Here is a 26490-nt window from a genome sequence, read left to right as displayed (position 1 = left end):
GCCTCAATCGACACGTCTTCCTGTCGACTCTCCTGCCGACAGGGACGCACCCACACGTGAATCGGATCCCGAGGGGGCCCGGATGCGGACTGCTCGACTGCGGACAGTGCACCCCTTGCTGTGGGCGGGCCTCGCCGCCGCGGCGCTCGGCGCCGTGCTCTGTGTGATCGGCTGGTACGGGATCTCGGGCGAGCGGTTCGTGGAACGCCAGGTTCCCTATCTGGCCTCCTGCACCCTGCCGGGCGCGGCGCTCATCGTCGCCGGCGCGATCCTCATGGCGCATGCCGCGCGCCTTGCGGCCTCGGGGCAGATGAACGAGCTGTACACGCTGCTCGTCCAGGAAGAGGCGCCACCGGATCTGCGCCGGCCGCCGGCGACCAGCGGCGAGCTGCTGCTCGTGCCCGGGGGCACGCTCTTCCACCGCGCCGACTGCCCGCTCGTCGCGGGCAAACCCCAGGCCGTACCGGCCGACGCGCACGCGCTGGCCGACGGAGAGCTCGACCCGTGTCCGATCTGCGAACCGGACTCCGATGGCGCCGAGGCCGGTCCGGAGTCCTGAGCGGTGAACTCGCTGACGTGGGACCTCACCCTGGCCGGTCTGGCCGTGGGCAGCGCGGCGGCCCTGACCGGCATCGGCCTGATCGTCACGTACCGGGCGACCGGCGTGCTCAACCTGGCGCACGGTGCGGTCGCGATGGTGTGCGCGTATCTGCTGCGGCAGTTCACCGTGGAGTGGGGCTGGCCGCTGTGGCTGGGCGCGGGCGTGACCCTGCTCGTGGTGGCGCCCGGCATCGGACTGCTTCTGGAACGTGCGGTGTTCCGGCCGCTCGCGGTGCTCGGCAGCGATCCGGTGCAGACCCTGGTCGCATCGATCGGGGTGTTCGTGCTGCTGGTCGGCGGGGCGGCGCTCGTCTGGGGGCAGGGCGCGCACGCGGACGCACCGCAGGTGCTCGGCGACGAACCGTGGGGGCAGCTCGCGATCGTCCTGGCGCTCGCGGCCGGCGTCTGGGCGGTGACGCGCTGGACGCGCTTCGGCGGTGAGCTGCGCGCGGTCGTCGACAACCGCCCGCTTGCCGTGCTCGGCGGGATCGACGCGGACCGGGTGGCGTCGGTGGGCTGGGCCTTCGGCTCGTTCACCGCGGGACTGACCGGGGTGCTGCTCGCCTCGCAGGTACGGCTCGATCCGTACGGCCTCACGCTCCTCGTCCTGCAGGTGATCGCGGTCGCGGTGGGTGCGGGCATGCACAGCCTGCCGATCGCGGTGGCGGTGGCGCTCGGACTCGGTGTGGTCCAGGCCCAGTTGACCCGGCTGCATCCTTCGGGCTGGGCCGAGCCGCTGTTGCAGGCGGTAGGCGCGAACCTGTTCGTGGTGGCGCTCCTGGTGTCCGCGCTCGTGCTGCCGGGGATCGGCGGGCGCGATGCGCTGCCCCGTACGGCGACGGCCCGTATCCGTACGCCTGCCGGTGTCTGGGTGGTGGCGGGGGTCCTCTTCCTGCTGCCGCTCGGCTTCGCGGGCTCCGACCTCCATACGGCGATCCAGGTGCCGGCGCTTGCCGTGGTGCTCCTGTCGCTGGTGGTCGTCACGGGGCGCGGCGGCCAGATCTCGCTCGGACAGGCGGCATACGCGGGTCTGGGCGCGCTGTTCACGGCGCTGCTCGCGGCCGGCCGCTTCCCCGGGCTTCCGGAGCTTCCGCCCTTGGCGGCCTTGGGAGTTGCCGTGCTCCTCGTGGCTCCCCTCGGCCTGCTGACCGGCTGGCCCGCGATCAGCCGGCACGGGCTCGCCCTCGCGCTCGCCACGCTCGCGGTGGGCATGGGCGTGAGCCGCTTCGTCTTCGACCAGCCGTACGCCACGTCCGGTCTGGGGATCGGGCGGCCCGCGGGCTTCGGCGGCGACCGCGCCTACTACGTCCTCGAACTCGCCCTGCTTGCGGGCGCGTTGGTGAGCGTCTCGCTGCTGCGCCGCGGCCGCACCGGGCGCGCGCTCGCCGCCCTGCGCGACCACCAGGCCGGGGCGTCCGCTTCAGGGGTACGGGTTCCGCACCTCAAGGTGGGCGCGTTCGTCGCGGGCGCCGCGCTCGCCGCGCTGGGCGGCGGCATGCTCGGCATGGGCCTGCGCGCCTTCGACCCGGCGGCCTTCGACCCCGTACGCGGCCTCCTGTGGTTCGCGGCGGTGGTGGTCCTCGGCGCGGACTCCCTGATCGGCGCGCTGGGCGCGGCGGCGCTCCTGGTCGGCCTGGACGCGGGCACGCGGGGCGGCGTGGCCGCGGCCGTGATCGGCGTCCTCGCCGTCCTGATCGGCCGATTCCCCGGGGGGCCTTACGAAGCGGTACGGGCGGTGGCGGCGCACGTCCGCGGACCGCGACGTGAGGTGCGTCTGACCGCGCGGGGCGAGGCGATCCGCGCCCGCTTCGCGGCACGGCCTCGGCACGCCATCCACCAGGAGACGGGGAACGCACCCGGCACAGGCCCGGAGGGCCAGGACCCAACTCCCGCTCCCCGGGCGTCAAGGACGACCTCCGGGGGCCAAAGGGCGGAGACCTCGGTCTCAGGGGCCGGGCCACAAGGTGGCGCCCCCGAACCGGTGCGGCCCACCCGCTCGGCCAAGGCCACAGACACGCCCGCCGGCCCCCTCACCGCCCACGGACTCACCGTCACGTACGACGACTTCACCGCGCTCGACGGGGTCGGAATCGAGATCGTGCCCGGGCGGATCACCGCCGTGGTCGGGCCGAACGGGGCCGGCAAGAGCACGCTGTTCCACTGTCTCGCCGGGACCGTGCGGCCGGACGCGGGGCGCGTCGAGTTCGCCGGGCGAGACATCACGCGGCTCGCGGCGCACGCCCGGACGCGGCTCGGGATCGCCCGCACCTTCCAGCAGCTCGCCGTCTTCCCCTCCCTCACCGTCGAGGAGAACCTGCGCGTCGGCGCCGAGCAGGGCCGCGTACGCGACCTGACCGCCGTCGACCGCACCTTGCGCCTGCTCGGCCTCGACGGACCCGTGCGCCACCACCCCGCCGCCGATCTGCCGACCGGCACACTGCGCCGCGTGGAGCTGGGCCGTGCGCTCGCCGGCGCACCCCACGTGCTGCTCCTCGACGAACCGGCCGCGGGCCTGGACACGGCCGAGGTGGCCGCCCTCTCCCGTGTCCTGCGCGCCCTCGCCGCCGAAGGAACGGCCCTGCTCGTCGTCGAGCACGACCTCGACCTCGTGGCCCATCTCGCGGACACCGTCCACGTGTTGAGCGCGGGCCGCATCATCGCGTCCGGTCCGCCCGAGCGCGTGCTCGACACGGCGGCGCACGCCGGCGGAGGAGACGTATGAGCACCGAGATCGAGCTCCGCCGGGCCCGCGTGCGCTACGGCCCCCTGGAAGCCCTGCACGGCGTCGACCTGGTCGCCGCACATCCGGGCGTGACCGTGCTCCTGGGACGCAACGGCTCGGGGCGTACGACGGCCCTGCGGGCCCTGGCCGGCACCGTGCGCCCGAGCGAGGGCCGGGTGCTGTGGCGCGGCCGGGACATCACCCGCGTCCCTGCACACGAGCGCGCCGCGCGCGGCATCCGTTTCGTGCCCGACCGCCAGGCCGTGTTCGCCTCGATGAGCGTCGAGGCGAACCTCGAACTGGCGGCCCCTCAGGGCGAGTTATCCCCCGCCTTCGACGCGTACCCGGAGCTGAAGCCCCTCCTCGGGCGCCGCGCCGCGACCCTCTCGGGCGGCGAGCAGCGCATGCTCGCCGTCGCCGGAGCCCTGCTCTCCCGCCCGCGCGTCCTGCTGCTCGACGAACCCGCCCAGGGCATGTCCCCGGCGGTCACGGCCCGTACGTACGAGCTGCTCGCGAGCCTGGAGACCACCGTCGTCACGGCGGAACAGCGCCTGCCGCCGGCTCTGCGCGCCCCGGCCGGCCGCACCGTCCTCGTCCACGAACTGCGGCGCGGTGCGGTGGTGTTCAGCGGCGAGGCCGCGGAGTGGGCGGCCGCCCAGCACATCTGAGCGGCCGCGTGGCACCGCTCAGAGCACGCGCCGCATCCCCTTGCCGTCCGGGATCACCAGCACCGTGCCCGTGTTCAGACGGTCCGGATAACGCCCGATCATGTACCGGTTGGCCTGGTACAGCGCGTACCAGCCGCCCTTGATCCCATAGCGGCGGGCGATCGAGGACAGGGTCTCGCCGGACTTCACCGTGTGGATCCGGCCGTCGAGCCGGTAGCGCTGCGAGCACACGGGCCAGGCGCCCCAGCCCTGCTTGCGCAGCACCTCCTCGGCCACCTTGATCTGCTCCTCGCGGGTGGCCAGATCGGCGCGCGGCGCGTACTTGAGCCCGCCGTGCTCCTCCCAGGTCGGCTGCCAGAACTGCAGTCCGCCGTAGTACTTGTTGCCGGTGTTCGCGCTCCAGCGGCCGCTGCTCTCGCATTCGGCCAGGCAGTTCCAGGGCCCCTTCTTCGCCGCGCAGTCGTACGGCACTTCGATGATGTACGAGCGGTACTGGGAGGTGTCGGGGCCCGACGCGGGCGGTGCGGGATCGCCGCCGGGGCCGGGCAGGGCGTGCGCGCCGGTCGGCAGCAGCGGGAGCAGGAGGGCCAGCAGGCCCAGGGTCCACAGACGGGTCTTCGGCATGCGTCACGCTAAGCAGCGACGCGGCGGCGAAAGGGAGTGCCGCGCCCCGGTACCGGGCAGCCCCACCCGGTCGGACGACCGGACGGGGCTGCCCGCTCCTGTCAGGGAAGGTCCAGCTTCTGTCCCGGCAGGATCAGATTCGGATCACTCCCGATCACCGCTTTGTTGGCCGTGAAGATCTTCTTCCACGACGTGCCGTGCGCGGCGGCGATGGTGCTCAGGGTGTCACCGCTCCTGACGGTGTAGTCCCGTGAACCGCCCCGCGCCGTATGGCTCTTCGCGCGCTCGGACGACGGGGACTTCTTGGGCTCGGCCTTCTTCGGCGCGGCCTTCTTGGGTGAGGCCTTCTTGGGCGCGGACTTGGCCGGCGCGTTCACCGCCGGCGCACTGCCGTAGGCACCGGCCCGCTTCGAGCAGGTGGGCCATGCGCCCCAGCCCTGCCCCTTCTGCACCTTGGTGGCGATGGCTATCTGCTGCGCCTTTGTCGCTTTGTCGGCCGTGGAGGCGTAGGCGCCCCCGCCGTAGGCGCGCCAGGTGGAGGCGGAGAACTGGAGCCCGCCGTAATAGCCGTTGCCGGTGTTGATATGCCAGTTGCCGCCGCTCTCGCACTTGGCGATGCGGTCCCACACTCCGCTGTCGGCGGCCGCGGCGTGACCGCTTGCCGCGAACAGCCCGAGCGGGGCGGCCAGAGCGGCCCCGGCGAGTACTGCCGTCGTACGACTGCGCTTGGAACGCGCCGAGATGGCGTACTTAGCTAACACAGAGATCCCTCTCACAGGACCCGGGCTCCCCCTGGACGCCACGGCCCCGGCGTATCCGACGCCGTGCGCCGTCGCGTCCCGTCCGCCGGCGAGTTGCTGCAAGAGCTGGCTTGGTGCGGCCGATGGACGTACCCGAGCGGTGCTCGTTGCACACGGCGCTGGAATCTAGGGCCCCACTCGCCCCTATATCAACCAAATCCTTGTCATTCCAGGCCAGTTGGCCATTACCGCAGGTAGCGGCGATTTCAAGCCACCCACTAGAACCAGGGATTTCAGCATTTATCCACCATCATCCCTCGTGATCTGTGACTCACCTCACCGACTCAACTTCCTTGTATGCAGCAGCAGTTGACGCGGAGTGAGCGGTTCCGGCGACGGGTTCACCGTGTGCTGAGGATGGTGCGATTCCGTTCGCTCGACTGCGTGACTTGCGCCACGGTTCCCCCGTTGTGCTCTTCATGAGCCTTCGGGCTTTTCGGGGGTCCGGAACGACCGGTCCCCCGTGCCGGGAACCTCCCGGCACCGCGACGCACCGACTTCCGAGGAGCACCTGTGCAGCGCATGCTCGACGTCAGCGACGACGTACGCGCCGAGATCGGCGACGATGAGGCCGACCGTCTGCTCACCGGCGACACCTCCCCGGGCAGCTATGACTGCACGTCCTGCCGCACCCCGGGCGACAGCCAGCAGGAGCGCACCAGCACCGTGCTGTTCGTAGGCGAGGAGACCGCCGTCCTGGCCTTCGCCCACGCCACCTGCCTGCCCTCGCAGGTCGTCCAGGTGCCCGAGGAGCAGCTCCAGGGCGCCGTCCAGTCGATCACCGGCGGCGAGCCGGCCGCCGAGGAGCCCGAGCAGGCCGTGCTCGGCGTGACCAGCGGACTCGTCCTCCTGGAAGGCGATCTGCACCCCGCGCTGGTCGTCGAGCCGACCGGCCCGATCGCCCGCCCCGGCGCCACCGGCGGCGGCGACGACTTCCTGCCGCTCCTGATCGAGCAGGGCTTCATGCCGGTCAGCCAGGTCAAGGACGTGCCGTCGCTCCTGAACGGCTGGTCGGTGCTGCTCGCCATGGGCCAGCTGCACGCGGTCCTGCAGCCCGGCGAGACCGGCGGCCAGGTGGCGTGGTGGCAGGCGCATCAGCCGCTCCATGTCACCGACGGCTGGCGTGCCGCGGCCAACAAGACCAACAAGGTCCTGGTGTTCGCCGCCCCCGTGGGCTCGATCGGCCGCCAGCCCCGCGAGGACCTGCTGCGGGACGCCCTGGACAAGGCCGCGGCCAACGGCCAGCTCGTCACGGCGTGCATGCCGCTGGCCGGTACGTGATCCCGGCGGCGGCCGGAACAAGGTCGGTGGGGCCCGTCCCGCATCCCAACCGCCGTGGGGTCGTTGGCACCTACGTGCAGCCTTACGACCCCTCCCGCCATCCCATCCCCGGTATGCGACCCTCCGGAGAGGCTCCACCGAGCCCCTCCGCGACTCCCATCTACGACGAGCTCTACGCGGAGTGGCGCCGGTCGTTCAAGGCGCTTCCGGGAGATCACAGCGGCGAAGAGGACCTGGGCTTCACCCCCTTCGGCCATATGCAGCATCCCTTGGGGCGCCACCCCCACCACGAACCACCGCCGCCGACCTGGCAGCACCTGCCGCAGCGCCCGGGCGGCTTCCCGGCAGCGCTGCCACCGGGTCCGCGGCGGGAGCGCTGAGCCGCTTCCCGTACGGCTCGGTGCGCCCCGCGCACCCCCTGCATACGACGTACGAAGGCCCACCCGGCAGACACCGGGTGGGCCTTCGTACGACCGAAGGTGCGGCCGCTACTTCTTCTTGCTGCGCTTCTCGCGTACGCGCACCGAGATGTGGACCGGCGTGCCCTCGAAGCCGAACTCCTCGCGCAGCCGGCGCTCGATGAAGCGGCGGTAGCCCGCCTCGATGAAGCCGGAGGCGAAGAGCACGAACCGCGGCGGCTTCGTGCCGGCCTGCGTGCCGAAGAGGATGCGGGGCTGCTTGCCGCCGCGCACGGGGTGCGGGTGGGCGGCGACGAGCTCGCCGAGGAAGGAGTTCAGCCGGCCGGTCGGCACGCGCGTCTCCCAGCCCGCGAGCGCCGTCTCGATCGCCGGGACCAGCTTCTCCATGTGGCGGCCGGTGCGCGCCGAGACGTTCACACGCGGCGCCCAGGCCACCTGGCCGAGCTCGGTCTCGATCTCGCGCTCGAGGTAGTAGCGGCGCTCCTCGTCGAGGGTGTCCCACTTGTTGTACGCCATCACGATCGCGCGTCCGGCTTCCACGGCCATCGTGACGATGCGCTGGTCCTGGACGCTGATCGAGTCCGCGGCGTCGATCAGGATGACCGCGACCTCGGCCTTCTCGACCGCGGCGGCCGTACGCAGCGAGGCGTAGTAGTCGGCGCCGGACTGCAGGTGGACCTTCTTGCGGATACCGGCCGTGTCGATGAACTTCCAGGTGACGCCGCCAAGATTGATCAGCTCGTCGACCGGGTCGCGGGTGGTGCCGGCCAGCTCGTTGACCACGACGCGGTCTTCCTTCGCGACCTTGTTCAGGAGCGAGGACTTGCCGACGTTCGGACGGCCGATCAGGGCGATACGGCGGGGTCCGCCGACGCCCGGGCCGCCGAAGAGCTGCTGCGGCGCGTCCGGCAGCGCCTCGAGGACGGCGTCGAGCATGTCGCCCGTACCGCGGCCGTGCAGCGAGGAGACCGGGTGCGGCTCGCCGATGCCGAGGGACCACAGCGCGAGGGCGTCGGCCTCGCCGCTCGGGCCGTCGACCTTGTTGGCGCACAGGACGACGGGCTTCTTGGCCTTGCGGAGCAGCTTCACGACGGCCGCGTCGGTGTCGGTGACGCCGACGGTGGCGTCCACCACGAAGATCACGGCGTCGGCGGCCTCGATGGCGTACTCGGATTGGGCGGCGACGGAGGCGTCGATGCCGAGGACGTCCTGCTCCCAGCCGCCGGTGTCGACGACCTTGAAGCGACGGCCGGCCCACTCGGCCTCGTAGGTGACACGGTCGCGCGTGACGCCCGGCTTGTCCTCGACGACGGCCTCGCGGCGGCCGATGATGCGGTTCACCAGGGTCGACTTGCCGACATTCGGGCGGCCGACGACGGCGACCACGGGCAGGGGGCCGTGCCCGGCCTCCTCGATCGCGCCCTCGACCTCTTCGAGGTCGAAGCCCTCTTCCGCGGCGAGCTCCATGAACTCCGCGTACTCCGCTTCGCCGAGCGCGCCGTGGTCGTGCTCGTGCTCGTGCGCGCCCTCTGCGGGGATCTGGTCGTTCATGAAGTCCGTACCTCTGTCATCCGTCATCGATGGACCACGCAGGCGCGCGGGCCACTACTCACCGCGGTCACACCCGGTACCGGGCACAACGCAGTGCTTCAAGTCTTACTCAGCGCCCCGTGAGGCGCCTGGCGTTTTCCAGGTGGCCGGTCAGCCGGCCCTGGATCCGCAGGGTCGCCTCGTCCAGGGCCTTGCGGGTCCGCCGTCCGCTGCCGTCGCCCGCGTCGAACGGGTCGCCGAAGACCACGTCGATACGGCTTCTGAGCGCCGGCAGCCCCTTTATCAACCGTCCGGGACGGTCGGTGCTTCCCAGTACGGCCACCGGAACGATGGGCGCACCGGAACGGACCGCGAAATACGCGAGCCCGGCCCGCAGGGAGGCGAAGTCGCCCTCGCCCCGGGTGCCCTCGGGGAAGATCCCGAGGACGCCGCCCGCGGCCAGGACGTCAAGGGCCCGGGTGATCGCGGTCCGGTCGGCGCTCGAGCGGTCCACCTTGACCTGGCCGATCCCGGTGAGGAACGGGTCGAGTGGCCCGACGAACGCCTCCTTCTTGATCAGGAAGTGCGTGGGCCGCGGCGCCGTGCCCATGACCATGGGCCCGTCGACGTTGTGCGCATGGTTCACGGCGAAGATCACGGGGCCGCTGGCGGGCACCTTCCAGGCACCCAGGACGCGCGGCTTCCACAGGCCGTACATCAGCCCTACGCCGATCCTGCGGCCGACCTCCGCACCCTTCTCGGAGGCGGCGGCGGTCGTCTTCGTCACTTCGCGGCCCGCTTCTCCTCGACCAGGGTGACGACACACTCGATGACCTGCTGGAGCGTGAGGTCGCTGGTGTCGACCTCGACGGCGTCGTCCGCCTTGGCGAGCGGGGAGGTCTTGCGGCCGGAGTCGGCCGCGTCCCGCTTGAGCAGGGCCTCGCGGGTGGCGTTGACGTCCGCGCCCTTGAGCTCACCGCTGCGGCGGGCCGCGCGGGCCTCGGGCGAGGCGGTCAGGAAGATCTTCAGGTCGGCGTCCGGAAGCACGGTCGTGCCGATGTCACGGCCCTCGACGACGATGCCCTTCTCGGCGCCCGCGGCGATGGAGCGCTGCAGCTCGGTGATCCGGGCGCGCACCTCGGGGACCGCGCTGACCGCGCTGACCTTGGAGGTCACTTCCTGCGTACGGATCGGTCCGGCCACGTCCGTGCCGTCGACCGTGATGGTCGGGGCCGACGGGTCGGTGCCCGAGACGATCTCCGGCTTGCCCGCGGCGGCGGCGATGGCGGCCGGGTCCGTGATGTCGATGCCGTTGTGCACCATCCACCAGGTGATCGCCCGGTACTGGGCGCCCGTGTCCAGGTAGCTGAGGCCGAGCTGGGCGGCGACGGCCTTCGAGGTGCTCGACTTGCCCGTGCCGGAGGGTCCGTCGATGGCAACGATCACTGCGGTGTCCACGGGGCTGGAGGGCCTTTCGTCGAGCGGCTGGGGTCTGCGGTGCGGCGTGAGAACGCCGCCCACAAGGTTACTGGCTCCGGAAGGCCCGATTTCCCGGCCCTTCCCCACCCCGCCTGTGCACCGTCGTGCTCACCGCCGGTGCGCTGCCGCGCGGCGTGCCCGTGCCCACCCGTGCCGCCCTGCGGCACGACTGCCCACAGGCGGCGGGACGCCTACTGCCGCAGCGCCCAGCCCCGCTCCCGCAGCGCCCCCGCCAGGGCCGGCGCCACCTTCGGGTCGACGAAGAGCTGGACGACACCGGCCTGCTGGCCCGTGGCGTGCTCGATGCGGACGTCCTCGATGTTCACGCCAGCCATCCCGGCGTCCGCGAAGATCCGCGCGAGCTGGCCCGGCTGGTCGGAGATCAGCACCGCGACCGTCTCGTACGCGGTGGGGGCCGAGCCGTGCTTGCCGGGCACGCGCACCTGGCCCGCGTTGCCGCGGCGCAGCACCGTCTCGATGCCCGTGGCGCCGTCCCGCCGCTTGGCCTCGTCGGAGGACTGCAGCGCCCGCAGGGCGCTCACCGTCTCGTCGAGGTCGGCCGCGACGTCCGCGAGCAGATCGGCGACCGGGCCCGGGTTCGCGGACAGGATGTCGATCCACATCCGCGGATCGGACGCGGCGATCCGCGTGACATCGCGGATGCCCTGGCCGCAGAGGCGTACGGCCGCTTCCTCGGCGTTCTCCAGGCGGGCGGCGACCATGCTGGACACCAGGTGCGGCATATGGGAGACGAGCGCCACGGCGCGGTCGTGGGCGTCGGCGTCCATGACGACGGGGACGGCGCGGCACAGCGCGACCAGTTCCAGGGCGAGGTTCAGGACCTCGGTGTCCGTCTCACGGGTCGGCGTGAGCACCCAGGGCCGGCCCTCGAAGAGGTCCGCGGTGGCCGCGAGCGGTCCCGAGCGCTCCTTGCCCGACATCGGATGCGTACCGATGTACGTGGAGAGGTCGAGCCCCAGCTCCTCCAGCTCGCGCCGTGGCCCGGCCTTCACGCTGGCGACGTCGAGGTACGCACGGGCAAGGCCGCGCCGCATGGCGTCGGCCAGGGTGGCGGCCACATGCGCCGGCGGTACGGCCACGATCGCGAGGTCGACGGTGCCGATCGGCGGCTCGTCGGTGCCTGCGCCGAGGGCCGCGGCCATCCGGGCCTGCTCGGGGTCGTGGTCGGCGAGGTGGACGGTGACTCCGCGGCTCTGCAGCGTGAGAGCGGCCGAGGTGCCGATCAGGCCGGTGCCGATGACGAGGGCGGTTCTCACTGGGCGATGTCCTTGCGCAGAGCGGCGGCGGCGCCGAGGTAGACATGGGCGATCTCGGAGCGCGGCTTGTCGGACTCGATGTGCGCGAGGACCCGTACGACACGGGGCATGGCGCCGGCGATGTCCAGCTCCTGGGCGCAGATCAGGGGGACGTCGGTGATGCCGAGCTTGCGGGCGGCGGCGGCCGGGAAGTCGCTGTGCAGATCGGGCGTCGCCGTGAACCAGACGCTGATCAGGTCGTCCGCGGACAGCCCGTTGCGGTTGAGCACCTCGGTCAGCAGCGCGCCGACCTGCTCGTCCATGTGCCCGGCCTCGTCCCGCTCGAGTTGGACCGCGCCCCGGACCGCTCGTACCGCCACCGTGCTGCTCCTTGTCCGCGTGCGCCTGCTCGTGATCCGCAGGCCGGCTCCTGATGTGCTCCGAACAGCGTAGTCAGCGCGGGCGCACACAGCGCGCGGCGCCCGTCTGCCGAGACGGGCGCCGCGCGGGAGGAGAAGTGGTCGGCCGGTCGGGGCCTCGGGGATCCGCTGCTCAGAGGTTCTGCTGCTTCATCAGCTCGTCGAGCGACGTGGGCAGCTGGCCGGACGGCGTCAGCTTGTCGACGACCTGGGGCAGCTGGGCGGCGATCTCGTTCGCGGCCTGCTCCTCGGTGATGCCGTGCTTCTCGGCGACCTCGTGCAGAGTGTCCGTCGGCAGCGCCTCCTGGACCTGGGCTCCGGTCACGGGCTGGTTTTCGCCGGTGCCGACCCAGGAGCCGGTCTGCTCGGTGAGGCCGGCCTTGTTGAGGCCTTCGAGCAGGCCCGACAGCGGGTTGTTGCCGCCGGATCCACCGCTCATGAAGGCCTGCAGCAGCTGCGCGAGGATATTGCCCCCGCCGCCCGCCGAGCCGCCCTGTCCGCCGCCGAGCAGGCCGCCGAGGAGGCTGCCGAGGTCCGGTCCGCTGTTACCCGCCATGGTCTCGCCTTTCCAGAGGTGTGGCCGGGCTCCGCCGCGCGTACCGCACGAAGCCCCCACCTAGCGTTGACAGGTCAAATGTCACCCGATCCCCGCACTCCTGCCACTTTTCGCAAACCGGACCGTGCACCCCTCTGGACGGTGGCGTACCGGGTCCGCTTGCATGGGTGGGCTCAGCTTTTTGCGCCTCGGGGGAGGCTCGTATGAAGCGCTCAGGACCCCTCTTCACCCTTCTCGGCGGGCTGCTGCTCGCGCTGCTCCTGCTGACGCTCAATGCGACGACGGGCGAGAAGACCACACCGGCCGGCGACCAGGCCCCGCCGACGCCGAACCCGACCGCGAGCCCGAGCCCGCGGCCCAGCGCCCCGCCCACGAGCGAGGCGCCGACGCCCACGCCGACGCCGACGAAAACCCAGGCTCCCGACGCCGACTACGCGGGCCGTACCGACGACGACTCCTCGGCGATCGCGGTGACCGTACGGGACGGCAAGGCCGTCGCGTACTTCTGCGACGGGCGCAACCGTGAGTCCTGGCTGAAGGGCGATGTCGCCGGGGACGGTTCGATGAAGCTGACCGGCAAGAACGGCGCAACGCTCGAAGCCGCTCCGGAAGGCGACAAACTGACCGGCACGGCAAAGGTCGACAAGAAGACCTTCGCCTTCACCGCCGACCGGGCGAAGAAGCCCTCGGGCCTGTACCGGGCGACACAGACCGTACGGGGCGCCCGCCTTGACGGCGGCTGGATCGTGCTGCCGAACGGCGACCAGGTCGGCATCCTCACACGCGACGGCACCCGCGAACCGGCCCCGGAGATCGACCCGGCCTCGGGCTCGGTGACGGGCGAGGACCTCACCGCACGACCGGTCACTCCCTGACCTCCTCCCCGGCCTTCCTTCCGACATCCGCGCGTTCCGAGAGGCGGGAACACGGCATGAGCGTCGACCCCAACGCCGTCACACAGGGCTTCCCCTCACCTCCGGCCCACGGCAGCCCGCACCCGGCGCGCTATCTGGTGCCCGTCTTCGCGGCCGGGCTGGTCGCGGTGGGCCTCGGGGTGTACGGCAAGGCCCATGATCCGGCCGGCACCTCCTTCAACCTGGCGGGGTTCTCCAGTACGGGGGCGGTCAAGTCCTGGCTGGGAACCGGGGCGTTCGCCTTCGCCGTGGTCCAGTTCGTGACCGCGCTCGCGATGTACGGGCGGCTGCCGGGCGTCCGCTCCGCGCCCTGGATGCCGGGGCTGCACCGCTGGTCGGGCCGTATCGCCTTCCTGCTCGCGGTCCCGGTGGCGGTGCACTGCCTGTACGCGCTCGGCTATCAGACCTTCGACACCCGGGTCATGTGGCACTCGCTGCTCGGCTGCTTCTTCTTCGGAGCGTTCACGGCCAAGATGCTGCTCCTGCGCCACGAACGCCTGCCGGGCTGGCTGCTCCCCCTGGTCGGCGGTGCGGTGTTCGCCGGCCTCGCGGTGGTGTGGGTGACCTCCGCTCTGTGGTTCTTCCGCACGTTCGGGGTGACGACGTGACGACGTACGAGAGCAGCAACGACGTGACGACGTACGAGAGCGGAAATGACCTGGCGTCCGGGATCGGGGAGACGACATGACGACTCGGCGACGCACGGTCCTCGCCGCGGGTGCGCTCGCGATCCCGGTCGTGGCGGGCTGCCAGGAGTACGGGAACGAGCAGCCGGAGCCGGAGCCGCCGGCCGGGACCGACGACGGGCAGCCGAGCGGCCAGGAGTCGCCGGGCGGGGAGGAAAAGCCGGGCGGCGGTGCGGAGTTGGCGAAGACCTCGGAGATCGAGGTGGGCGGCGGCAAGGTCTTCGAGGCCGAGAAGGTCGTGGTGACCCAGCCCGCCGCCGGCGACTTCAAGGCCTTCTCGGCGGTGTGCACCCACTCGGGCTGCACGGTGGCCAACGTCGAGGACGGCACCATCAACTGCGCCTGCCACGGCAGCAAGTACGCCCTGGACGACGCGTCCGTACAGGGCGGACCGGCCCCGCGTCCGCTGGCGGCGCGGAAGATAAATGTGGAGGGGGACTCGATCAGCCTGGCGTAACCTCGCGCCATGCTTCCCGAAGACCAGGTGGCCCTGATCCGCGACCACACCGTCTACTCCTGCGTGATGGGCTCACGCGCCTTCGGCCTGGCCACGGAGACCAGCGACACCGACCGCAGGGGTGTCTTCCTCGCCCCGACCCCGCTGTTCTGGCGGTTCGCCAAGCCCCCGACGCACATCGAGGGTCCCGAGCCGGAGCAGTTCTCGTGGGAGCTGGAGCGCTTCTGCGAACTGGCCCTGCGCGCCAACCCCAACATCCTGGAGTGCCTGCACTCCCCGCTCGTCGAGCGCATCAACGACACGGGCCGCGAACTGATCGCCCTGCGCGGCGCGTTCCTCTCCCTGCGCGCCCACGACACCTTCGCCCGCTATGCGCTCGGCCAGCGCAAGAAGCTGGACGCGGACGTCCGTACGCACGGCGCCCCGCGCTGGAAGCACGCGATGCACCTGCTCCGGCTCCTGATGTCCTGCCGCGATCTGCTGCGCACGGGCGAGCTGGTCATCGACGTGGGTCCGGCCCGCGACGACCTGCTCGCGGTGAAGCGGGGCGAGGTGTCCTGGGCCGAGGTGGAACGCCGCATGAACACGCTCGCGGACGAGGCCGCCGCGGCCGCCGCCAAGTCGCCGCTGCCGGCAGATCCGGACACAGCGGCGGTGGAGGACTTCCTCTTCCGCGTACGCCACCGCTCGGCGATCGCTTGACGCGAGGCCCCGCCGTCGGGTGGCCTTCCGCCATGCCGCGCGCCTTGTCGACACCGCCCACCATCACCTCCGGCTCGCTCGCCGGCGGCCGCCCTCAGCCCGAACTCGGCTCCTCCGACGGCTTGTTGCTCCGCCCCTGGAGCGGGGCCGACGCACCGGTCTTCCTCTCCGCCTACCAGGACGAGGAGATGCGCCGCTGGCACACCCGCCGCCCGTCCTGCGAGGCCGACGTCCTGGCATGGTTCGCCGCCTACCGCGAGGACTGGGCGGCCGAGCGCGGCGGGCACTGGGCCGTGGCGGGCGGGGACGGCGAGGTGCTCGGCCGGATCGCCCTGCGCGACTGGGACCTCGACGACGGCACCGCCGAGGTCGCGTACTGGGTCCTGCCCGGCGCCCGCGGCAGGGGCGTGGCGACCGGCGCCGTGCGGACGCTGACCGACTGGGCCCTGCGGTACGCCGGGTTCCACCGCCTGGCCCTCGACCACTCGACCCGCAACCACGCCTCCTGCCGCGTCGCCACCAAGTCCGGCTACGCCGCGGAGGGCACCAAACGCAGCGCTGCCGTCCACGACGACGGGCGCCACGACATGCATCTGCATGCGCGGGTACGGGAGGTCTGAGCCCGGTGGCCGCCGCCCTGCCTCCCGGGGCTCAGCGCCCCAGCCGCACCCGTACGACGAAATCGTGCAGCGCGTCGTACGCCGACGGGTCGGGCTCGGCCGGCAGCGACGAGTGCGCCTGCGTCGCGTCGAGCACGGCGTGCAACGCCTCCAGATCGGCCACCACCCGCCCGTGGTCCACCTCGGCGGCCCCGTGCTCGGCGGAGGCCTTCGCCTCGATCAGCTCGGGCAGGTACGCGGGCGCGTCCACCAGGCCGACCAGCGTCGGCAGATCGGCGACGACCTGCCCCGACCGCATGAGGTGCACCCCCGTGAGCAGCACACGGAACGCGTAGAGCAGCGGCTTGAGCTCACCCGTCTTCTCGAACAGCCGCGTCTGCGTGTTCGCGAACCCGCGGTAGTGGTGGGCGTGGTTGCCGGTCAGCACCGCGGGCGCGAGGGCGGCGAGTTCGGCGTGCGCCGCGCCGGTGTGCACCACGAGGGGCGACAGCAACTGCTCCAGCACGTATCCGTTGCGCCGCAGCATCAGCCGTACGAACTTGCGCAGGTCGTGCGTGACGAGATCCATCTCGACCCCGTCCCGCACCCACATCCGCGACCGCGTCTCCTCCGGCTCGCGCAGCCCGACCAGCGCCTCGGTGGGCAGCAGATGGACGCCGCGCAGATCGACGTCGGAGTCCTGTGACGGGAATCCGTAGAGGTGGGCGCCGGAGACGGTGGCGAAGAGCAGCGGGTCGGGCTGCTCCGCGATCACGGGCGCGAGGTCGACCGGGGGCACCCCGGCAGCGGCGAGCTCACGCATCCCACAGCGCCCCGAGCGCGACCAGCTCGCTGCGGTATTCGATCCGTTCCGCCCACTCGGCGGGCCAGCAGGACGCCCCCAGGTGCGCCCCGGCGAACGCTCCCGCCAGGCACGCCAGCGAGTCCGAGTCGCCCGACGACACCGCCGCCCGCCGCAGCGCCGTCACCGGATCCGACGGAAAGAGCAGGAAGCACAACAGCCCGGTGGCGAAGGCCTCTTCGGCGATCCAGCCCTCCCCCGTCGCCAGGCACGGATCCGTCTCCTCGTTCGCCGTGGCCACCGCCTCCGCGAGCCGCGACAGGATCGCCAGGCACTCGTCCCAGCCCCGCTCGATGAAGTGCTCCGGCGTCGGGTCCTGGCTGTACGTCCACAAGTCGCCGAGCCACCGCGCGTGATACGTGGAGCGGTTCTCCAGGGCGTACGACCGCAGCAGACCGATCAGCGCCGTCGGATCCGCGCCCTGCGCAAGGAGATACACGGCCCGCGCCGTCAGATCGGACGCCGCGAGCGCCGTCGGATGCCCGTGCGTGAGCGCGGACTGCAACTGCGCGGCCCCCGCCCGCTGTTCCTCGCTCAGCCCGGGCACGAGCCCGACCGGCGCCACCCGCATGTTCGCGCCACAGCCCTTGGAGCCGATCTGGCTCGCCTGCTGCCACGGCCGCTCGCTGTCCAGCAGACGGCACGCCACCAGACAAGTCCGGCCCGGCGCGCGGTTGTTCTCTGGTGAGTGGTACCACTCCACGAACTCCGGCCGTACCGCGTGCTCCATCCGCTTGGGCCCGAGCACCCCCCGGCCCATCGCCGCTCGCAGCCCCCGCCCCAGGGCAAGGGTCATCTGCGTGTCATCGGTGACGATCGCCGGCTCGGGCAGGTCGAGCGAGCGCCATGGCCCGTACGCCGAGAGGATCGACGGCACGTCCTTGAACTCCGTCGGAAACCCCAGCGCATCCCCCAGCGCGAGCCCGATCAGCGATCCGGTGGCGGCCTGCTTCACAGGGTGGTTCATGAGGTACGTCCTTCCGGTCGGGCACCGCGCAGTGCGGGGCGCAGCAGAGGTGGGTGAAGGGCGGTGGCGTCCCCCGCCCGGTACAGCGCCGCGGGTTTGCCGCGCCCGCCGGTCAGCCGCGCGCCGCCGGGCACCGGCTCCACGAAGCCGGGGGTCGCGAGGACCTTGCGCCGGAAGTTGGGCCGGTCGAGCGCTGTGCCCCAGACGGTCTCGTACACCTGCTGCAGCTCGCCGAGCGTGAACTCCGCCGACAGGAAGGAGGTGGCCAGACAGCTGTATTCGAGCTTGGCGCCGATGCGGTCGTGCGCGTCGGCGAGGATCATGTCGTGGTCGAAGGCCAGCGCCCCGCAGCTCCCGTACGGCCGCCACTCGGCCCGCGCCGCGTCCCCGCCGCCCCGCGGCTCGGGCAGATCGGGCCCGAGCGCCGCGAAGGCCACGGACACCACGCGCATTCGGGGGTCGCGATCGGGTTCGCTGTAGGTGCGCAACTGCTCCAGATGCAGTCCGGACAGGTCCGAGATCCCTGTCTCCTCGGCGAGTTCACGCCACGCGGCGCTCTCCGCGGACTCCACGGGCAGGACGAATCCGCCCGGCAGCGCCCACCTCCCCGCGTACGGCTCCTGCCCGCGCTCGACGAGCAGCACCTGCAGCGCGCCGTCCCGCACGGTGAACACGGCGAGGTCGACGGTGACGGCGAACGGGGCAAAAGCATGAGGGTCGTACCCCTCGGGCACGGTCGCCTCCCCTTCGGGCACGGTCGCGTTCATCGCTTCTCCGGGAGCGGATCGGTGAAGTGCCAGCCGGCACCGAGCAGTTCGTCCACCGCGGCCACGGCTCGGGCGAGGCGGTCGTCGTGTGCCCCGGTCAGAACACGGAAGTCCCGGCCGGTACGGACGAGTTCGGAACGGAAGCGTGCGGTCATCCAGGGCCGCAGCTCCTCGCCCTCCCGCAGCCCGTCGTCCTCGAAGGCCACCCCTTCGTGGTCGGTGAGCAGCCACAGGTGCTGCCCTGCGGGCTCGGGTGCGGCCGGGTAGGGGCCGCCCATGTACCGCTCGTGCCAGATCGTCGTCGCGAAGGCGTCGGTGTCGCAGAAGAGCACGGGCGAGCCGAGCCGGGCGGCCGCGTCCTCGCGCCGCCGCTGCTCGCGCGCGATCACGGGGAACTCGGCCGAGGAGAAAGAGACTTCGGCCCATTCCGCCCCTGGCCGCACCGCCCACAGCTCCGCCAGCTTCCGCTCACTGAAGTCCCGTCCGTACTCGTCCACACAGCGCGTCCCGGCCCAGACACCACCGCGCGCCCGGTAGTGCTCCGTCAGTGCCCGCGCCATCGTGGTCGTCCCGGTGGACTCGGCCCCGAGCACGACGACCCGGCGCGCCAGCGCGGCGCGTACGGGCCCGGCCAGGAACTCCCAGTTGCCCACGGGATCCTTGCGCACGGCCGTCCCCGAGACGGGAAAGCGGGACCTCGACACGTCGACACACTCGTGCCGCGCCCCGAACCGCCGCGCCAGCTCGTCCCCGTACGCCTCCGAGGTGAACACCGCGTCGACCTCGTCCGGCACGGCCGCACGGAAGACCGCCATGTGCGCGGCCCACACCTCGGGGTCGTGCAGATCCACCGGGATGTCGTCGACGGCTCCGACCACCGTGACGTCCGGATGCACCTCGCGCATCCAGGCGACGCGGTCCTCGAGGGATACGGACTCCACCGAGGCCGCGCACACGAGCACGGTCAGCCGCTCGCAGCGCGCCGCGGCGGTCCGTACGAGATGGTGATGGCCGGCATGGGGCGGATAGAACTTGCCGAGGACCAGGCCGTGTCCGTGCAGCCCGCTCACACCAGCACCTCCCGCTCCCCGGCCACGACCTCACGGCGCCAGTTGCGCAGCCCGAGCACGCACAGCGTCATGAAGCCGACGTACAGGAGCGAGGTCAGATACAGCTCCTTGTACGCGTACAGCGGGATGTAGACCACATCCGCCGCGATCCACAGCCACCACGATTCGAGCCGCTTGCGGCACTGCCCATAGGTCGCCATCAGGGACAGGGACGTGGTCAGCGCGTCCCAGAACGGGACCGTCGAGTCGGTCGCGCGGTCGAGCAGCAGCGTGATCGCGACGGTGCCCACCGCCCCTGCCGCGCCCAGCCATATCCATTCGGTGCGGGTCGTACGACGCACCGGCAGGGAGGAGGAGCCAGGACCACCCCCGTGGGCCCAGGTCCACCAGCCGTACGCGGCAAGGGCGATGAAGACCACCTGCAGACCGGCGTCCGCGTACAGGCCCGCCTGCGTGAACAGGAGAATGAAGAACAGGTTGTTCGCGATGCCGATCGGCCAGTTGGCGATGTGCTGGCGCGCGACCAGCCAGACGCAGAGCGCGCCGCTGCCGAAGCCGAGCACCTCGGTCCAGCTCACCGGGGTGTCGAGCAGCGTGAACAGCGGCTGCTGCAAGGGTTCGATCAGCTCTGCGAGACTCACGCCCGCCTCCTTTATGGTCAGAGCGACTATAAAGGAGGCGGGCGCGTCATCACAAGGTGGTTGCGGAGACCCGAGGTCGCTGCGGGTCGGGGTCCGCGGCCGGCGCACCCGCGTCCGCATCCTCCCGCTTCGCCGGCACGAACACGGCCACGCCCGCCCCCGCGGCGGCCACCGCGGCCGTCACCCAGAGCGCGGGCACCGCACCGTCGAAAAAGGAACTCGGCGACGCATAGCTCCCGTTGCGTGCGAACACCAGGGCCGCGATGGCGACTCCGAAGACCGCGCCGAGTTCGCGCAGCGCGTTGTTCACGGCGGCCGCGACGCCCGCGTCGGCCGCGGGCACGGCGGAGGTCACGGCGTTGGCCGCGGTCGGGAACACCATGGAGATGCCGACCCCTGCCACGATCAGGGGCGCGACGAGCGTGCCGTACCCCACCCCCGGCTCGGTCAGCGCGGCCATCAGACCGAGCCCGACGGCCTGGAGCACCATGCCGGCGATCATGAACGGACGGTTGCCGTAGCGGTCGCCGAGCGCGCCCGCGACGGGCGCGACGAACAGGGGGGTCGCGGTCCACACGAGGATGCGCAGGCCCGCGTCGAGCGGGGAGTTGCCGAGGCCCAGCTGGAAGAGCTGCGAGATCACGAACAGCGAGCCGAGCAGCGAGACGAACTGCAGGAAGACCGCCCCGTTCGCGGCGGAGAAGCCACGGTTGCGGAAATAGCGCAGCGGCAGCATCGGATACCGCGCCCGCCCCTCCCACCGCAGGAAGGCAGCCAGGAGCACCACACCGCAGGCCAGCGCGCCCAGGACCTCCGCACTCCCCCACCCCGCGACGGGCGCCCGGGCCGGCGCCCAGGTCAGACCGAGCAGCCCCGAGGCCACCAACATCTGTCCGACCAGATCGAGTTGGGGCCGCGGACCACGGCTCTCGCGCAGCTTGAGCAGGGCGAGCGGGATCATCACCACACCGAGCGGCACATTGATCCAGAAGATCCACTCCCAGGAGAGCCCCTCGGTGACGGCCCCGCCGAGCACCGGCCCGGACGCCACGCCGAGCCCGCCGAGCCCGCCCCACAGACCGATCGCCACGCCCCGTTTCTCGGCCGGGAACGCCTCGGTGATCAGCGTCAGCGTGAGCGGCAGGATCACGGCGGCGCCCGCACCCTGCACCACCCGCGCCACGATCAGCTGCCCCACCCCGTCGGACAGCGCGGCCGCCGCGGACGCCGCCGTGAACACGGCGATCCCGGCCGCGAACATCCGCCGCCGCCCGAACCGGTCGCCGAGTGCCGCCCCGGTGAGGATCAGACAGGCCAGGGCGAGGTTGTACGCATTGATGGTCCACTCCAGATCCGACAGGTTCGCCCCCAGATCGGCCTGCAGCGTCGGCAGCGCGGTGGAGACCACCACCACATCGAGCGCGCACAGCAGGGAGCCGATCCCCGCGAGCACCACCGTCCAGGCGCGCACATCGCGCGGTGGAGTCTTCGTCGTCACGGCCATGGCCGTCCCTACCTTTCGTGAGTACTCGGTTCACTCACGAAGGGCAGACCCGGCCCGCCCCCGAAAGGAATCGGCCGCCCGAAGGTCCACCCGCCGATCCGCCCGTCAGTCCAGGACCCCGGGCAGCCCGAACCGCGCGAAGAGACCCGGGTCCAGGAAGGCCGTGATCCGCCGGATCCTGTCCCCCTGCGGCGTGATCAGCTGCACGGAATGCGCCCGCCGCACCCCGTCGGGCCCGCGCTCGTACGCGGCCACGGCGGGCTGCCCGTTCGCGCCCACGGGAACCATGTGGATCCGCATCGCCCCGTACATGTCGAGCACCTTGGACTCCATGAAGCCGAAGACGTGCTTGCGCCCCCGGAACCACACCAGATACGGCGGCATGTCCAACTCGATGTCGTCGCACAGGAGTTGAGCGAGCCCGTCGACGTCGGCGTACTCGAACGCGGCCATGTAGCGGTCCACCACGGCCCGTTCATCGCCCGAGGACGGCTCGGCGACCAGGTCCTCCTCGGGCGCCACCTCGTCGAGCCGTGCCCTGGCCCGCTGCAGCGTGCTCTTCACCGCGGCCGTGCTGGTTCCGAGCGCGTCGGCCACCTCGTGCGCCCGCCAGGAGAGCACCTCGCGCAGGATGAAGACGGCCCGCTGGCGCGGCGGCAGATGCTGCAGCGCCGCCACCACCGCGAGCCGCAGACTGCCCCGCGCGGACACCACGGTCGCCGGGTCGAGCAGCACATCCGGCAGCGGCTGCAGCCAGGGAATGTCGGTGGCCGGCACACCGAGGGGCTCGTGGACCGAGGCCCCGGGCGCCCCGAGCCCGGCCGGCAGCGGCCGCCGTGCGCGGTGCTCCATGGCCGTCAGACAGGCGTTGGTCGCGATCCGGTACAGCCAGGTCCGCAAGGAAGCCCGCGCCTCGTACGTGTCGTACGAGCGCCAGGCCCGCAGATACGTCTCCTGCACCAGGTCCTCGGCCTCGTCCACCGAGCCCAGCATCCGGTAGCAGTGCGCGAGCAGCTCCCGCCGGTACGTCTGCGCCAGCCGTACGAACTCGTCATGATCCGCCATGCCGCTCCCCTCGCCGTACCCAGTGCAGACCGGGCGCGCGGGCAAAAGGAATCGGCCGGGCCCGGAGAAAATCCGGACCCGGCCGACAAGCCATCACAGAAGACGTGGCCGGACAGTCCCCTCCCGCCCGGGGGCCGAAGCCCTTCTCAGGCTATCGCCGACCACTGACAACGCAGCGGGCCTACAGCTCGACCTCGCGCATCAGCATCCCGACCTCGGTGTTGCTGAGGCGGCGCAGCCAGCCCGACTTCTGGTCGCCCAGACCGATCGGACCGAAGTGCGTACGGACCAGCTTCTCGACCGGGAAACCGGCCTCCGCGAGCATCCGGCGCACGATGTGCTTGCGGCCCTCGTGCAGGGTCACCTCGACGAGGTAGTTCTTGCCGGTCTGCTGCACGACGCGGAAGTGGTCGGCGCGCGCGTAGCCGTCCTCCAGCTGGATGCCGTCCTTGAGGATCTTGCCGATCTCACGCGGCAGCGGGCCCGTGATGGCGGCGAGATAGGTCTTCTTCACGCCGTACCGCGGGTGGGTGAGACGGTGGGCCAGCTCGCCGTGGTTGGTGAGCAGGATGATGCCCTCGGTCTCGGTGTCGAGGCGGCCGACGTGGAACAGCCGCGTCTCGCGGTTGGTCACGTAGTCGCCGAGGCACTGACGCCCGTCGGGGTCCTCCATGGTGGAGACGACACCGGCCGGCTTGTTGAGCGCGAAGAACTGGTACGACTGCGTGGCCACGGTCAGGCCGTCGACCTTGATCTCGTCCTTCTCGGGGTCCACGCGCAGACCCTGCTCGAGCACGATCTCACCGTTGACCTCGACCCGTGCCTGCTCGATCAGCTCCTCGCAGGCACGGCGCGAGCCGTAGCCGGCGCGCGCGAGGACCTTCTGGAGCCGCTCGCCCTCCAGCTCGGCGCCCGGGAAGGTCTTGGGGAGCTTCAGGTCCTTCTTGCCGGCGTACCGCTCCCTGTTGCGCTCCTCCTGGCGCGTCTCGTACTCGCGCGAGGTCGCGGGCGCGCTGCGCTTGGCGCCACGGGCTCCGCTGCCCTGCGAGGTGCGCGGACCGCCCTTGGCGCCACCGCGCGCGGCGTCGCCGCGGCCCCGCCTGGGTGCGCCGCCGCCGTCCGCGGGGTCGACGTCATAGCGCCGCTCCTCGGGACGCGGCTTGCGCGGACGGCCCGAAGCGCTCGCTGCGCCGCCCTGGCCACCGCGACCGCCGGGGCCACCGCCCTGACCACCGCGACCGCCGGGGCCACCGCCCTGACCGCCACGACCGCCCTGTCCGCCGCCCTGACCTCCACGGGGGCCGGGGCCGCCCTGCCGGTCGTCGCGGCTGTTGCCGGCTCCGCGGTAGTTGCCGCGGCCGCCGCTGTTCCCACTGCTACGGCCACCGCTGTTGCCACCACGGCTCCCGCCGTTGTTTCCGCTGTTCCTGCCGTTGCTTCGCATCAAATTTCCGTCTTGTCGTCTTCCTCGGAATCCGGTGCATCCGGATCGAACGACGGGACCCCTTCCAAGGTGTCGGCCTCGATCGCCTCCGCCTCGGGCAGAAAGGGCGCGAGTTCCGGGAGCTCGTCCAGGCCGCGCAGGCCCATCCGCTCCAGGAAGTAGTTCGTCGTCCTGTACAGGATCGCACCTGTTTCGGGTTCCGCGCCCGCCTCCTCGACCAGACCCCGCTGCAGCAGGGTCCGCATCACGCCGTCGCAGTTCACTCCGCGGACCGCCGAGACCCGGCTGCGGCTGACCGGTTGCCGGTACGCGACCACGGCGAGGGTCTCCAGGGCCGCCTGGGTGAGCCGGGCCTGCTGGCCGTCCAGGACGAAGCGCTCGACGGCGGACGCGTACTCGGGACGGGTGTAGAACCGCCACCCCCCGGCGATCAGCCGCAGCTCGAAGCCGCGGCCCTGCACGGTGTACTCGTCGGCCAGCTCCCGCAGCGCATCGGCAATCTTCCGCCGCGGCCGGTCCAGGATCTTGGCGAGATGCTCCTCGGTGACGGGCTCGTCGACGACCATGAGCACCGCTTCGAGCGCGGGCTTCAATTCGAGCCCGGCCACGTCGAGCAGCCCGGCCGGGGCCTCCTCCGTACTGCTCACACCTTCTCCTTGCTCTCAGCCTTGTCGCCCTTGCCGTCCTTGTCGCCCTTGGCGCCCTTGTCGTCGGGCAGCTCGGGCGGCCGGTCGAACTCGTCCGTGACCAGGGCTTCGGCCCCGTCGGCGCCCGTCCAGCGCACCATGAGCTCCCCGAGCGCCTCGTCCTGGTCCAGGGCCACCGCCTTCTCGCGGTAGAGCTCCAGAAGCGACAGGAAGCGGGCCACAACGGTCAGGGTGTCCTCGGTGTCGGCGATCAGCTCACGGAAGCTCGCCGTCCCCGATGCGCGCAGCCGGGCCACCACGATCCCCGCCTGCTCCTGCACGGAGACGAGCGGGGCGTGGATGTGCTCGACGTACACCTGCGGCTTCGGCTTCGGCTGCATCGCCTTCACGGCGAGCTTGGCGAAGCCCTCGGCCCCGATGCTGATGACGACCTCGGGCAGCAGGTCCGCGTGGTGCTCTTCGAGCCCGACGGTACGGGGGTATCTGCGGGACTCGTCGTCGAGGCGGCCGCTGAAGATGTCGGCGATCTGCTTGTACGCGCGGTACTGGAGCAGCCGCGCGAACAGCAGGTCGCGGGCCTCCAGGAGCGCCAGATCGGCCTCGTCCTCGACCTCGGCGGCGGGCAGCAGCCGGGCGGCCTTGAGGTCGAGCAGCGTGGCCGCGACGACGAGGAACTCCGTCGTCTGATCCAGGTCCCAGTCGCTGCCGAGCCTGCGGATGTACGTCATGAACTCATCGGTCACCTTGGACAGCGCGACCTCGGTGACGTCGAGCTTGTGCTTGGCGATGAGCTGGAGGAGCAGATCGAACGGCCCCTCGAAGTTGGCGAGCCGCACCTTGAACTTGCCGTCGTCGACGGGGGGTTCGGGTGTGTCGGCCGCGGGGGCGGGCAGGTCGGCTGAGGACACCGGGGCGTCGGCTGAGGACACCGGGGCGTCGGCCAAGGACACCGGGGCGTCGGCCGGGGGCACGGGGGCGTCGGCCGGGGGCACGGGAGCGTGGGCCGAAGGCACGGGAGCGTGGGCCGAAGGCACGGGGGCATCGCCGGGCGATACCGGGACGGCGCCGCGAGTCGCCGGGACGGCGCCGGGCGACGGGGCGGCATCGCCAGGGGGCGCTGCGGCCGTGCCGAGAGGCCGGGGGAAGTCGCCAGGGCGCGCGATGGTGTCGGCGGGGCCGTCGACGGGCGCCGAAGCCTCGGCTCCAGCGGTCTGCGGCTCGGCGGCCACCGAGCCCGATTGCGCAACCTCGGCCGGAGCCTGATCCGCCACCGCCTCCGCAACCTCCGCCGGAGCCTGATCCGCCACCGCCTCCACATCCGCGACCTCGGCCGGCCCCTGATCCGCCGCCGCTTCCGCACCCTCGGCCGCTTCCCGTACGACCGGATCCGCGAGCCCCTCGTCGCCCGCACCGTTGCCGGGTGCCGTGTCCGGCCCGACGCCCTCGGCGTCAGGCTCTCCCTCGCCGCCCGCGCCGTCGCCCGGCGTCTCCCCGAGCCCGTCGCCCTCGACGCTCAGCTCCCCCTCCCGGGGGTCCGGGGGCGTGCCCCCGGTTTCGGGAAGGGCCGGGGCAGGGGAAGAAACCGGCTCGGCCTCGGCCCCGACATCAGCCGCACCCACCCCCGACACCGAACCCGCCCCCGGCCCCCGGCCGAGCAGGCGGCGCGAGCGGCGGGAGGACGGGGTGGTCGAGTCGTCGGTCATCGGATTCCAAGGTGCAGCCGGAAGCAGGGGCGGCCCGCGAGGGCACCCCGCAGGCTACCGCCCCGGTGACCAGCGCTCACGGATGCCGTACCGGAACCCCGCAGCGTG

28 protein-coding genes are annotated in these 26490 nt (G+C 72.0%); 10 read left to right on the top strand and 18 right to left on the bottom strand.

Going from position 1 to position 26490, the window contains the following annotated elements:
• Window positions 1–82 precede the first annotated feature (82 nt).
• The 3 genes from H9Y04_RS22365 to H9Y04_RS22355 are packed head-to-tail and all read left to right on the top strand — an operon-like array spanning window position 83 to window position 3990.
• A complete protein-coding gene (locus H9Y04_RS22365; protein ID WP_187815768.1) occupies window positions 83–559 on the top strand; it encodes a hypothetical protein in 477 nt (158 codons plus the stop codon).
• A gap of 3 nt (window positions 560–562) precedes the next feature.
• On the top strand, window positions 563–3322 hold the full coding sequence (locus H9Y04_RS22360) for an ABC transporter permease subunit (protein ID WP_187815767.1): 2760 nt from the start codon (window positions 563–565) through the stop codon (window positions 3320–3322).
• Window positions 3319–3990, top strand: coding sequence for an ABC transporter ATP-binding protein (locus tag H9Y04_RS22355; RefSeq protein ID WP_187815766.1), 672 nt, complete (start codon window positions 3319–3321; stop codon window positions 3988–3990). Before H9Y04_RS22360 ends, H9Y04_RS22355 begins: the two co-directional genes overlap by 4 nt.
• A gap of 18 nt (window positions 3991–4008) precedes the next feature.
• Here H9Y04_RS22355 and H9Y04_RS22350 read toward each other — a convergent pair whose 3' ends face one another.
• Entirely contained in the window at window positions 4009–4614 is a 606-nt protein-coding gene (locus H9Y04_RS22350; RefSeq protein ID WP_187815765.1) for a LysM peptidoglycan-binding domain-containing protein, read from the bottom strand.
• Window positions 4615–4715: 101 nt separating this feature from the next.
• The gene (locus H9Y04_RS22345; protein WP_308801068.1) at window positions 4716–5375 is read right to left on the bottom strand and encodes a transglycosylase family protein; all 660 of its coding nucleotides are present in this window, start codon (window positions 5373–5375) and stop codon (window positions 4716–4718) included.
• A 552-nt stretch (window positions 5376–5927) separates the two neighbouring features.
• On the opposite strand from H9Y04_RS22345, the gene H9Y04_RS22340 reads away from it, so the two are divergent.
• Both H9Y04_RS22340 and H9Y04_RS22335 read left to right on the top strand, forming a co-directional pair.
• Window positions 5928–6695, top strand: a complete 768-nt coding sequence (locus H9Y04_RS22340; RefSeq protein WP_187815764.1) for a DUF8842 C-terminal domain-containing protein — start codon at window positions 5928–5930, stop codon at window positions 6693–6695.
• A gap of 113 nt (window positions 6696–6808) precedes the next feature.
• Window positions 6809–7075 (top strand): hypothetical protein, encoded by a 267-nt coding sequence (locus H9Y04_RS22335; RefSeq protein ID WP_187815763.1) that lies wholly within the window; start codon window positions 6809–6811, stop codon window positions 7073–7075.
• Window positions 7076–7183: 108 nt separating this feature from the next.
• Here H9Y04_RS22335 and der read toward each other — a convergent pair whose 3' ends face one another.
• From der to H9Y04_RS22305, 6 genes are all read right to left on the bottom strand, one after another.
• Complete coding sequence (gene der / locus H9Y04_RS22330) at window positions 7184–8665, bottom strand: ribosome biogenesis GTPase Der (protein ID WP_187815762.1); 1482 nt, start codon at window positions 8663–8665, stop codon at window positions 7184–7186.
• A 109-nt stretch (window positions 8666–8774) separates the two neighbouring features.
• Window positions 8775–9362, bottom strand: a complete 588-nt coding sequence (locus tag H9Y04_RS22325; protein WP_187816156.1) for a lysophospholipid acyltransferase family protein — start codon at window positions 9360–9362, stop codon at window positions 8775–8777.
• A gap of 65 nt (window positions 9363–9427) precedes the next feature.
• Window positions 9428–10102, bottom strand: a complete 675-nt coding sequence (gene cmk / locus H9Y04_RS22320; RefSeq protein WP_187815761.1) for a (d)CMP kinase — start codon at window positions 10100–10102, stop codon at window positions 9428–9430.
• Window positions 10103–10314: 212 nt separating this feature from the next.
• Entirely contained in the window at window positions 10315–11400 is a 1086-nt protein-coding gene (locus tag H9Y04_RS22315) for a prephenate dehydrogenase (protein ID WP_187815760.1), read from the bottom strand.
• Complete coding sequence (gene aroH / locus H9Y04_RS22310; RefSeq protein WP_187815759.1) at window positions 11397–11759, bottom strand: chorismate mutase; 363 nt, start codon at window positions 11757–11759, stop codon at window positions 11397–11399. Before aroH ends, H9Y04_RS22315 begins: the two co-directional genes overlap by 4 nt.
• Before the next feature lie 172 nt (window positions 11760–11931).
• On the bottom strand, window positions 11932–12354 hold the full coding sequence (locus H9Y04_RS22305; protein WP_187815758.1) for a YidB family protein: 423 nt from the start codon (window positions 12352–12354) through the stop codon (window positions 11932–11934).
• A 203-nt stretch (window positions 12355–12557) separates the two neighbouring features.
• Between H9Y04_RS22305 and H9Y04_RS22300 the strand changes: the two genes are divergently transcribed.
• The 5 genes from H9Y04_RS22300 to H9Y04_RS22280 all read left to right on the top strand — a co-directional run bounded on the left by H9Y04_RS22300 (window position 12558) and on the right by H9Y04_RS22280 (window position 15733).
• Complete coding sequence (locus H9Y04_RS22300; protein WP_187815757.1) at window positions 12558–13229, top strand: hypothetical protein; 672 nt, start codon at window positions 12558–12560, stop codon at window positions 13227–13229.
• 56 nt (window positions 13230–13285) lie between these two features.
• Window positions 13286–13876, top strand: a complete 591-nt coding sequence (locus tag H9Y04_RS22295; protein WP_187815756.1) for a DUF6529 family protein — start codon at window positions 13286–13288, stop codon at window positions 13874–13876.
• Window positions 13877–13952: 76 nt separating this feature from the next.
• Window positions 13953–14411: a Rieske (2Fe-2S) protein gene (locus H9Y04_RS22290; protein ID WP_187815755.1), complete on the top strand. Its 459-nt coding sequence runs from the start codon at window positions 13953–13955 to the stop codon at window positions 14409–14411.
• A gap of 9 nt (window positions 14412–14420) precedes the next feature.
• Complete coding sequence (locus tag H9Y04_RS22285; RefSeq protein WP_187815754.1) at window positions 14421–15113, top strand: nucleotidyltransferase domain-containing protein; 693 nt, start codon at window positions 14421–14423, stop codon at window positions 15111–15113.
• A gap of 32 nt (window positions 15114–15145) precedes the next feature.
• Entirely contained in the window at window positions 15146–15733 is a 588-nt protein-coding gene (locus H9Y04_RS22280; protein ID WP_187815753.1) for a GNAT family N-acetyltransferase, read from the top strand.
• A gap of 31 nt (window positions 15734–15764) precedes the next feature.
• Here H9Y04_RS22280 and H9Y04_RS22275 read toward each other — a convergent pair whose 3' ends face one another.
• From H9Y04_RS22275 to H9Y04_RS46210, 10 genes are all read right to left on the bottom strand, one after another.
• Window positions 15765–16535, bottom strand: coding sequence for a nucleotidyltransferase domain-containing protein (locus tag H9Y04_RS22275; RefSeq protein ID WP_187815752.1), 771 nt, complete (start codon window positions 16533–16535; stop codon window positions 15765–15767).
• Entirely contained in the window at window positions 16528–17541 is a 1014-nt protein-coding gene (locus H9Y04_RS22270) for an ADP-ribosylglycohydrolase family protein (RefSeq protein WP_187815751.1), read from the bottom strand. Before H9Y04_RS22270 ends, H9Y04_RS22275 begins: the two co-directional genes overlap by 8 nt.
• The gene (locus tag H9Y04_RS22265) at window positions 17538–18308 is read right to left on the bottom strand and encodes an NUDIX hydrolase (protein WP_187815750.1); all 771 of its coding nucleotides are present in this window, start codon (window positions 18306–18308) and stop codon (window positions 17538–17540) included. The genes H9Y04_RS22270 and H9Y04_RS22265 overlap by 4 nt, the downstream gene beginning before the upstream one ends.
• The gene (locus H9Y04_RS22260) at window positions 18305–19378 is read right to left on the bottom strand and encodes an AAA family ATPase (RefSeq protein WP_308801067.1); all 1074 of its coding nucleotides are present in this window, start codon (window positions 19376–19378) and stop codon (window positions 18305–18307) included. The genes H9Y04_RS22265 and H9Y04_RS22260 overlap by 4 nt, the downstream gene beginning before the upstream one ends.
• Window positions 19375–20019, bottom strand: a complete 645-nt coding sequence (gene pnuC / locus H9Y04_RS22255; protein WP_187815749.1) for a nicotinamide riboside transporter PnuC — start codon at window positions 20017–20019, stop codon at window positions 19375–19377. The genes H9Y04_RS22260 and pnuC overlap by 4 nt, the downstream gene beginning before the upstream one ends.
• A 49-nt stretch (window positions 20020–20068) precedes the next feature.
• On the bottom strand, window positions 20069–21523 hold the full coding sequence (locus tag H9Y04_RS22250; RefSeq protein ID WP_187815748.1) for an MFS transporter: 1455 nt from the start codon (window positions 21521–21523) through the stop codon (window positions 20069–20071).
• 105 nt (window positions 21524–21628) lie between these two features.
• Window positions 21629–22588 carry a sigma-70 family RNA polymerase sigma factor gene (locus H9Y04_RS22245; RefSeq protein ID WP_187815747.1) on the bottom strand — a complete coding sequence of 320 codons (960 nt, stop codon included), beginning with the start codon at window positions 22586–22588 and terminating at the stop codon, window positions 21629–21631.
• A 181-nt stretch (window positions 22589–22769) separates the two neighbouring features.
• Entirely contained in the window at window positions 22770–24032 is a 1263-nt protein-coding gene (locus H9Y04_RS22240) for a pseudouridine synthase (protein ID WP_187815746.1), read from the bottom strand.
• The gene (gene scpB, locus H9Y04_RS22235) at window positions 24032–24679 is read right to left on the bottom strand and encodes an SMC-Scp complex subunit ScpB (RefSeq protein WP_187815745.1); all 648 of its coding nucleotides are present in this window, start codon (window positions 24677–24679) and stop codon (window positions 24032–24034) included. The genes H9Y04_RS22240 and scpB overlap by 1 nt, the downstream gene beginning before the upstream one ends.
• A complete protein-coding gene (locus tag H9Y04_RS46210; protein WP_438818138.1) occupies window positions 24676–25842 on the bottom strand; it encodes a segregation and condensation protein A in 1167 nt (388 codons plus the stop codon). The genes scpB and H9Y04_RS46210 overlap by 4 nt, the downstream gene beginning before the upstream one ends.
• Between the last annotated feature and the right edge of the window lie 648 nt (window positions 25843–26490).

Origin of the sequence: Streptomyces polyasparticus (assembly GCF_014493765.1) — a bacterium.
In the GTDB taxonomy this organism is placed as follows: Bacteria; Actinomycetota; Actinomycetes; order Streptomycetales; family Streptomycetaceae; genus Streptomyces; species Streptomyces polyasparticus.
Note: the sequence above shows the minus strand (reverse complement) of the source record. Positions and strands in the feature narration are given on the sequence as shown.

What these genes read in the sequence shown, in the direction of transcription:
- H9Y04_RS22365 (WP_187815768.1), top strand. Translation starts at nt 83, where the DNA reads ATGCGGACTGCTCGACTGCGGACAGTGCACCCCTTGCTGTGGGCGGGC.
- H9Y04_RS22355 (WP_187815766.1), top strand. Translation starts at nt 3,319, where the DNA reads ATGAGCACCGAGATCGAGCTCCGCCGGGCCCGCGTGCGCTACGGCCCC.
- H9Y04_RS22350 (WP_187815765.1), bottom strand. Translation starts at nt 4,614, where the DNA reads ATGCCGAAGACCCGTCTGTGGACCCTGGGCCTGCTGGCCCTCCTGCTC.
- H9Y04_RS22335 (WP_187815763.1), top strand. Translation starts at nt 6,809, where the DNA reads ATGCGACCCTCCGGAGAGGCTCCACCGAGCCCCTCCGCGACTCCCATC.
- der (WP_187815762.1), bottom strand. Translation starts at nt 8,665, where the DNA reads ATGAACGACCAGATCCCCGCAGAGGGCGCGCACGAGCACGAGCACGAC.
- H9Y04_RS22325 (WP_187816156.1), bottom strand. Translation starts at nt 9,362, where the DNA reads ATGTACGGCCTGTGGAAGCCGCGCGTCCTGGGTGCCTGGAAGGTGCCC.
- H9Y04_RS22305 (WP_187815758.1), bottom strand. Translation starts at nt 12,354, where the DNA reads ATGGCGGGTAACAGCGGACCGGACCTCGGCAGCCTCCTCGGCGGCCTG.
- H9Y04_RS22300 (WP_187815757.1), top strand. Translation starts at nt 12,558, where the DNA reads ATGAAGCGCTCAGGACCCCTCTTCACCCTTCTCGGCGGGCTGCTGCTC.
- H9Y04_RS22295 (WP_187815756.1), top strand. Translation starts at nt 13,286, where the DNA reads ATGAGCGTCGACCCCAACGCCGTCACACAGGGCTTCCCCTCACCTCCG.
- H9Y04_RS22290 (WP_187815755.1), top strand. Translation starts at nt 13,953, where the DNA reads ATGACGACTCGGCGACGCACGGTCCTCGCCGCGGGTGCGCTCGCGATC.
- H9Y04_RS22285 (WP_187815754.1), top strand. Translation starts at nt 14,421, where the DNA reads ATGCTTCCCGAAGACCAGGTGGCCCTGATCCGCGACCACACCGTCTAC.
- H9Y04_RS22280 (WP_187815753.1), top strand. Translation starts at nt 15,146, where the DNA reads ATGCCGCGCGCCTTGTCGACACCGCCCACCATCACCTCCGGCTCGCTC.
- H9Y04_RS22275 (WP_187815752.1), bottom strand. Translation starts at nt 16,535, where the DNA reads ATGCGTGAGCTCGCCGCTGCCGGGGTGCCCCCGGTCGACCTCGCGCCC.
- H9Y04_RS22270 (WP_187815751.1), bottom strand. Translation starts at nt 17,541, where the DNA reads ATGAACCACCCTGTGAAGCAGGCCGCCACCGGATCGCTGATCGGGCTC.
- H9Y04_RS22265 (WP_187815750.1), bottom strand. Translation starts at nt 18,308, where the DNA reads ATGAACGCGACCGTGCCCGAAGGGGAGGCGACCGTGCCCGAGGGGTAC.
- H9Y04_RS22250 (WP_187815748.1), bottom strand. Translation starts at nt 21,523, where the DNA reads ATGGCCGTGACGACGAAGACTCCACCGCGCGATGTGCGCGCCTGGACG.
- H9Y04_RS22245 (WP_187815747.1), bottom strand. Translation starts at nt 22,588, where the DNA reads ATGGCGGATCATGACGAGTTCGTACGGCTGGCGCAGACGTACCGGCGG.
- H9Y04_RS22240 (WP_187815746.1), bottom strand. Translation starts at nt 24,032, where the DNA reads ATGCGAAGCAACGGCAGGAACAGCGGAAACAACGGCGGGAGCCGTGGT.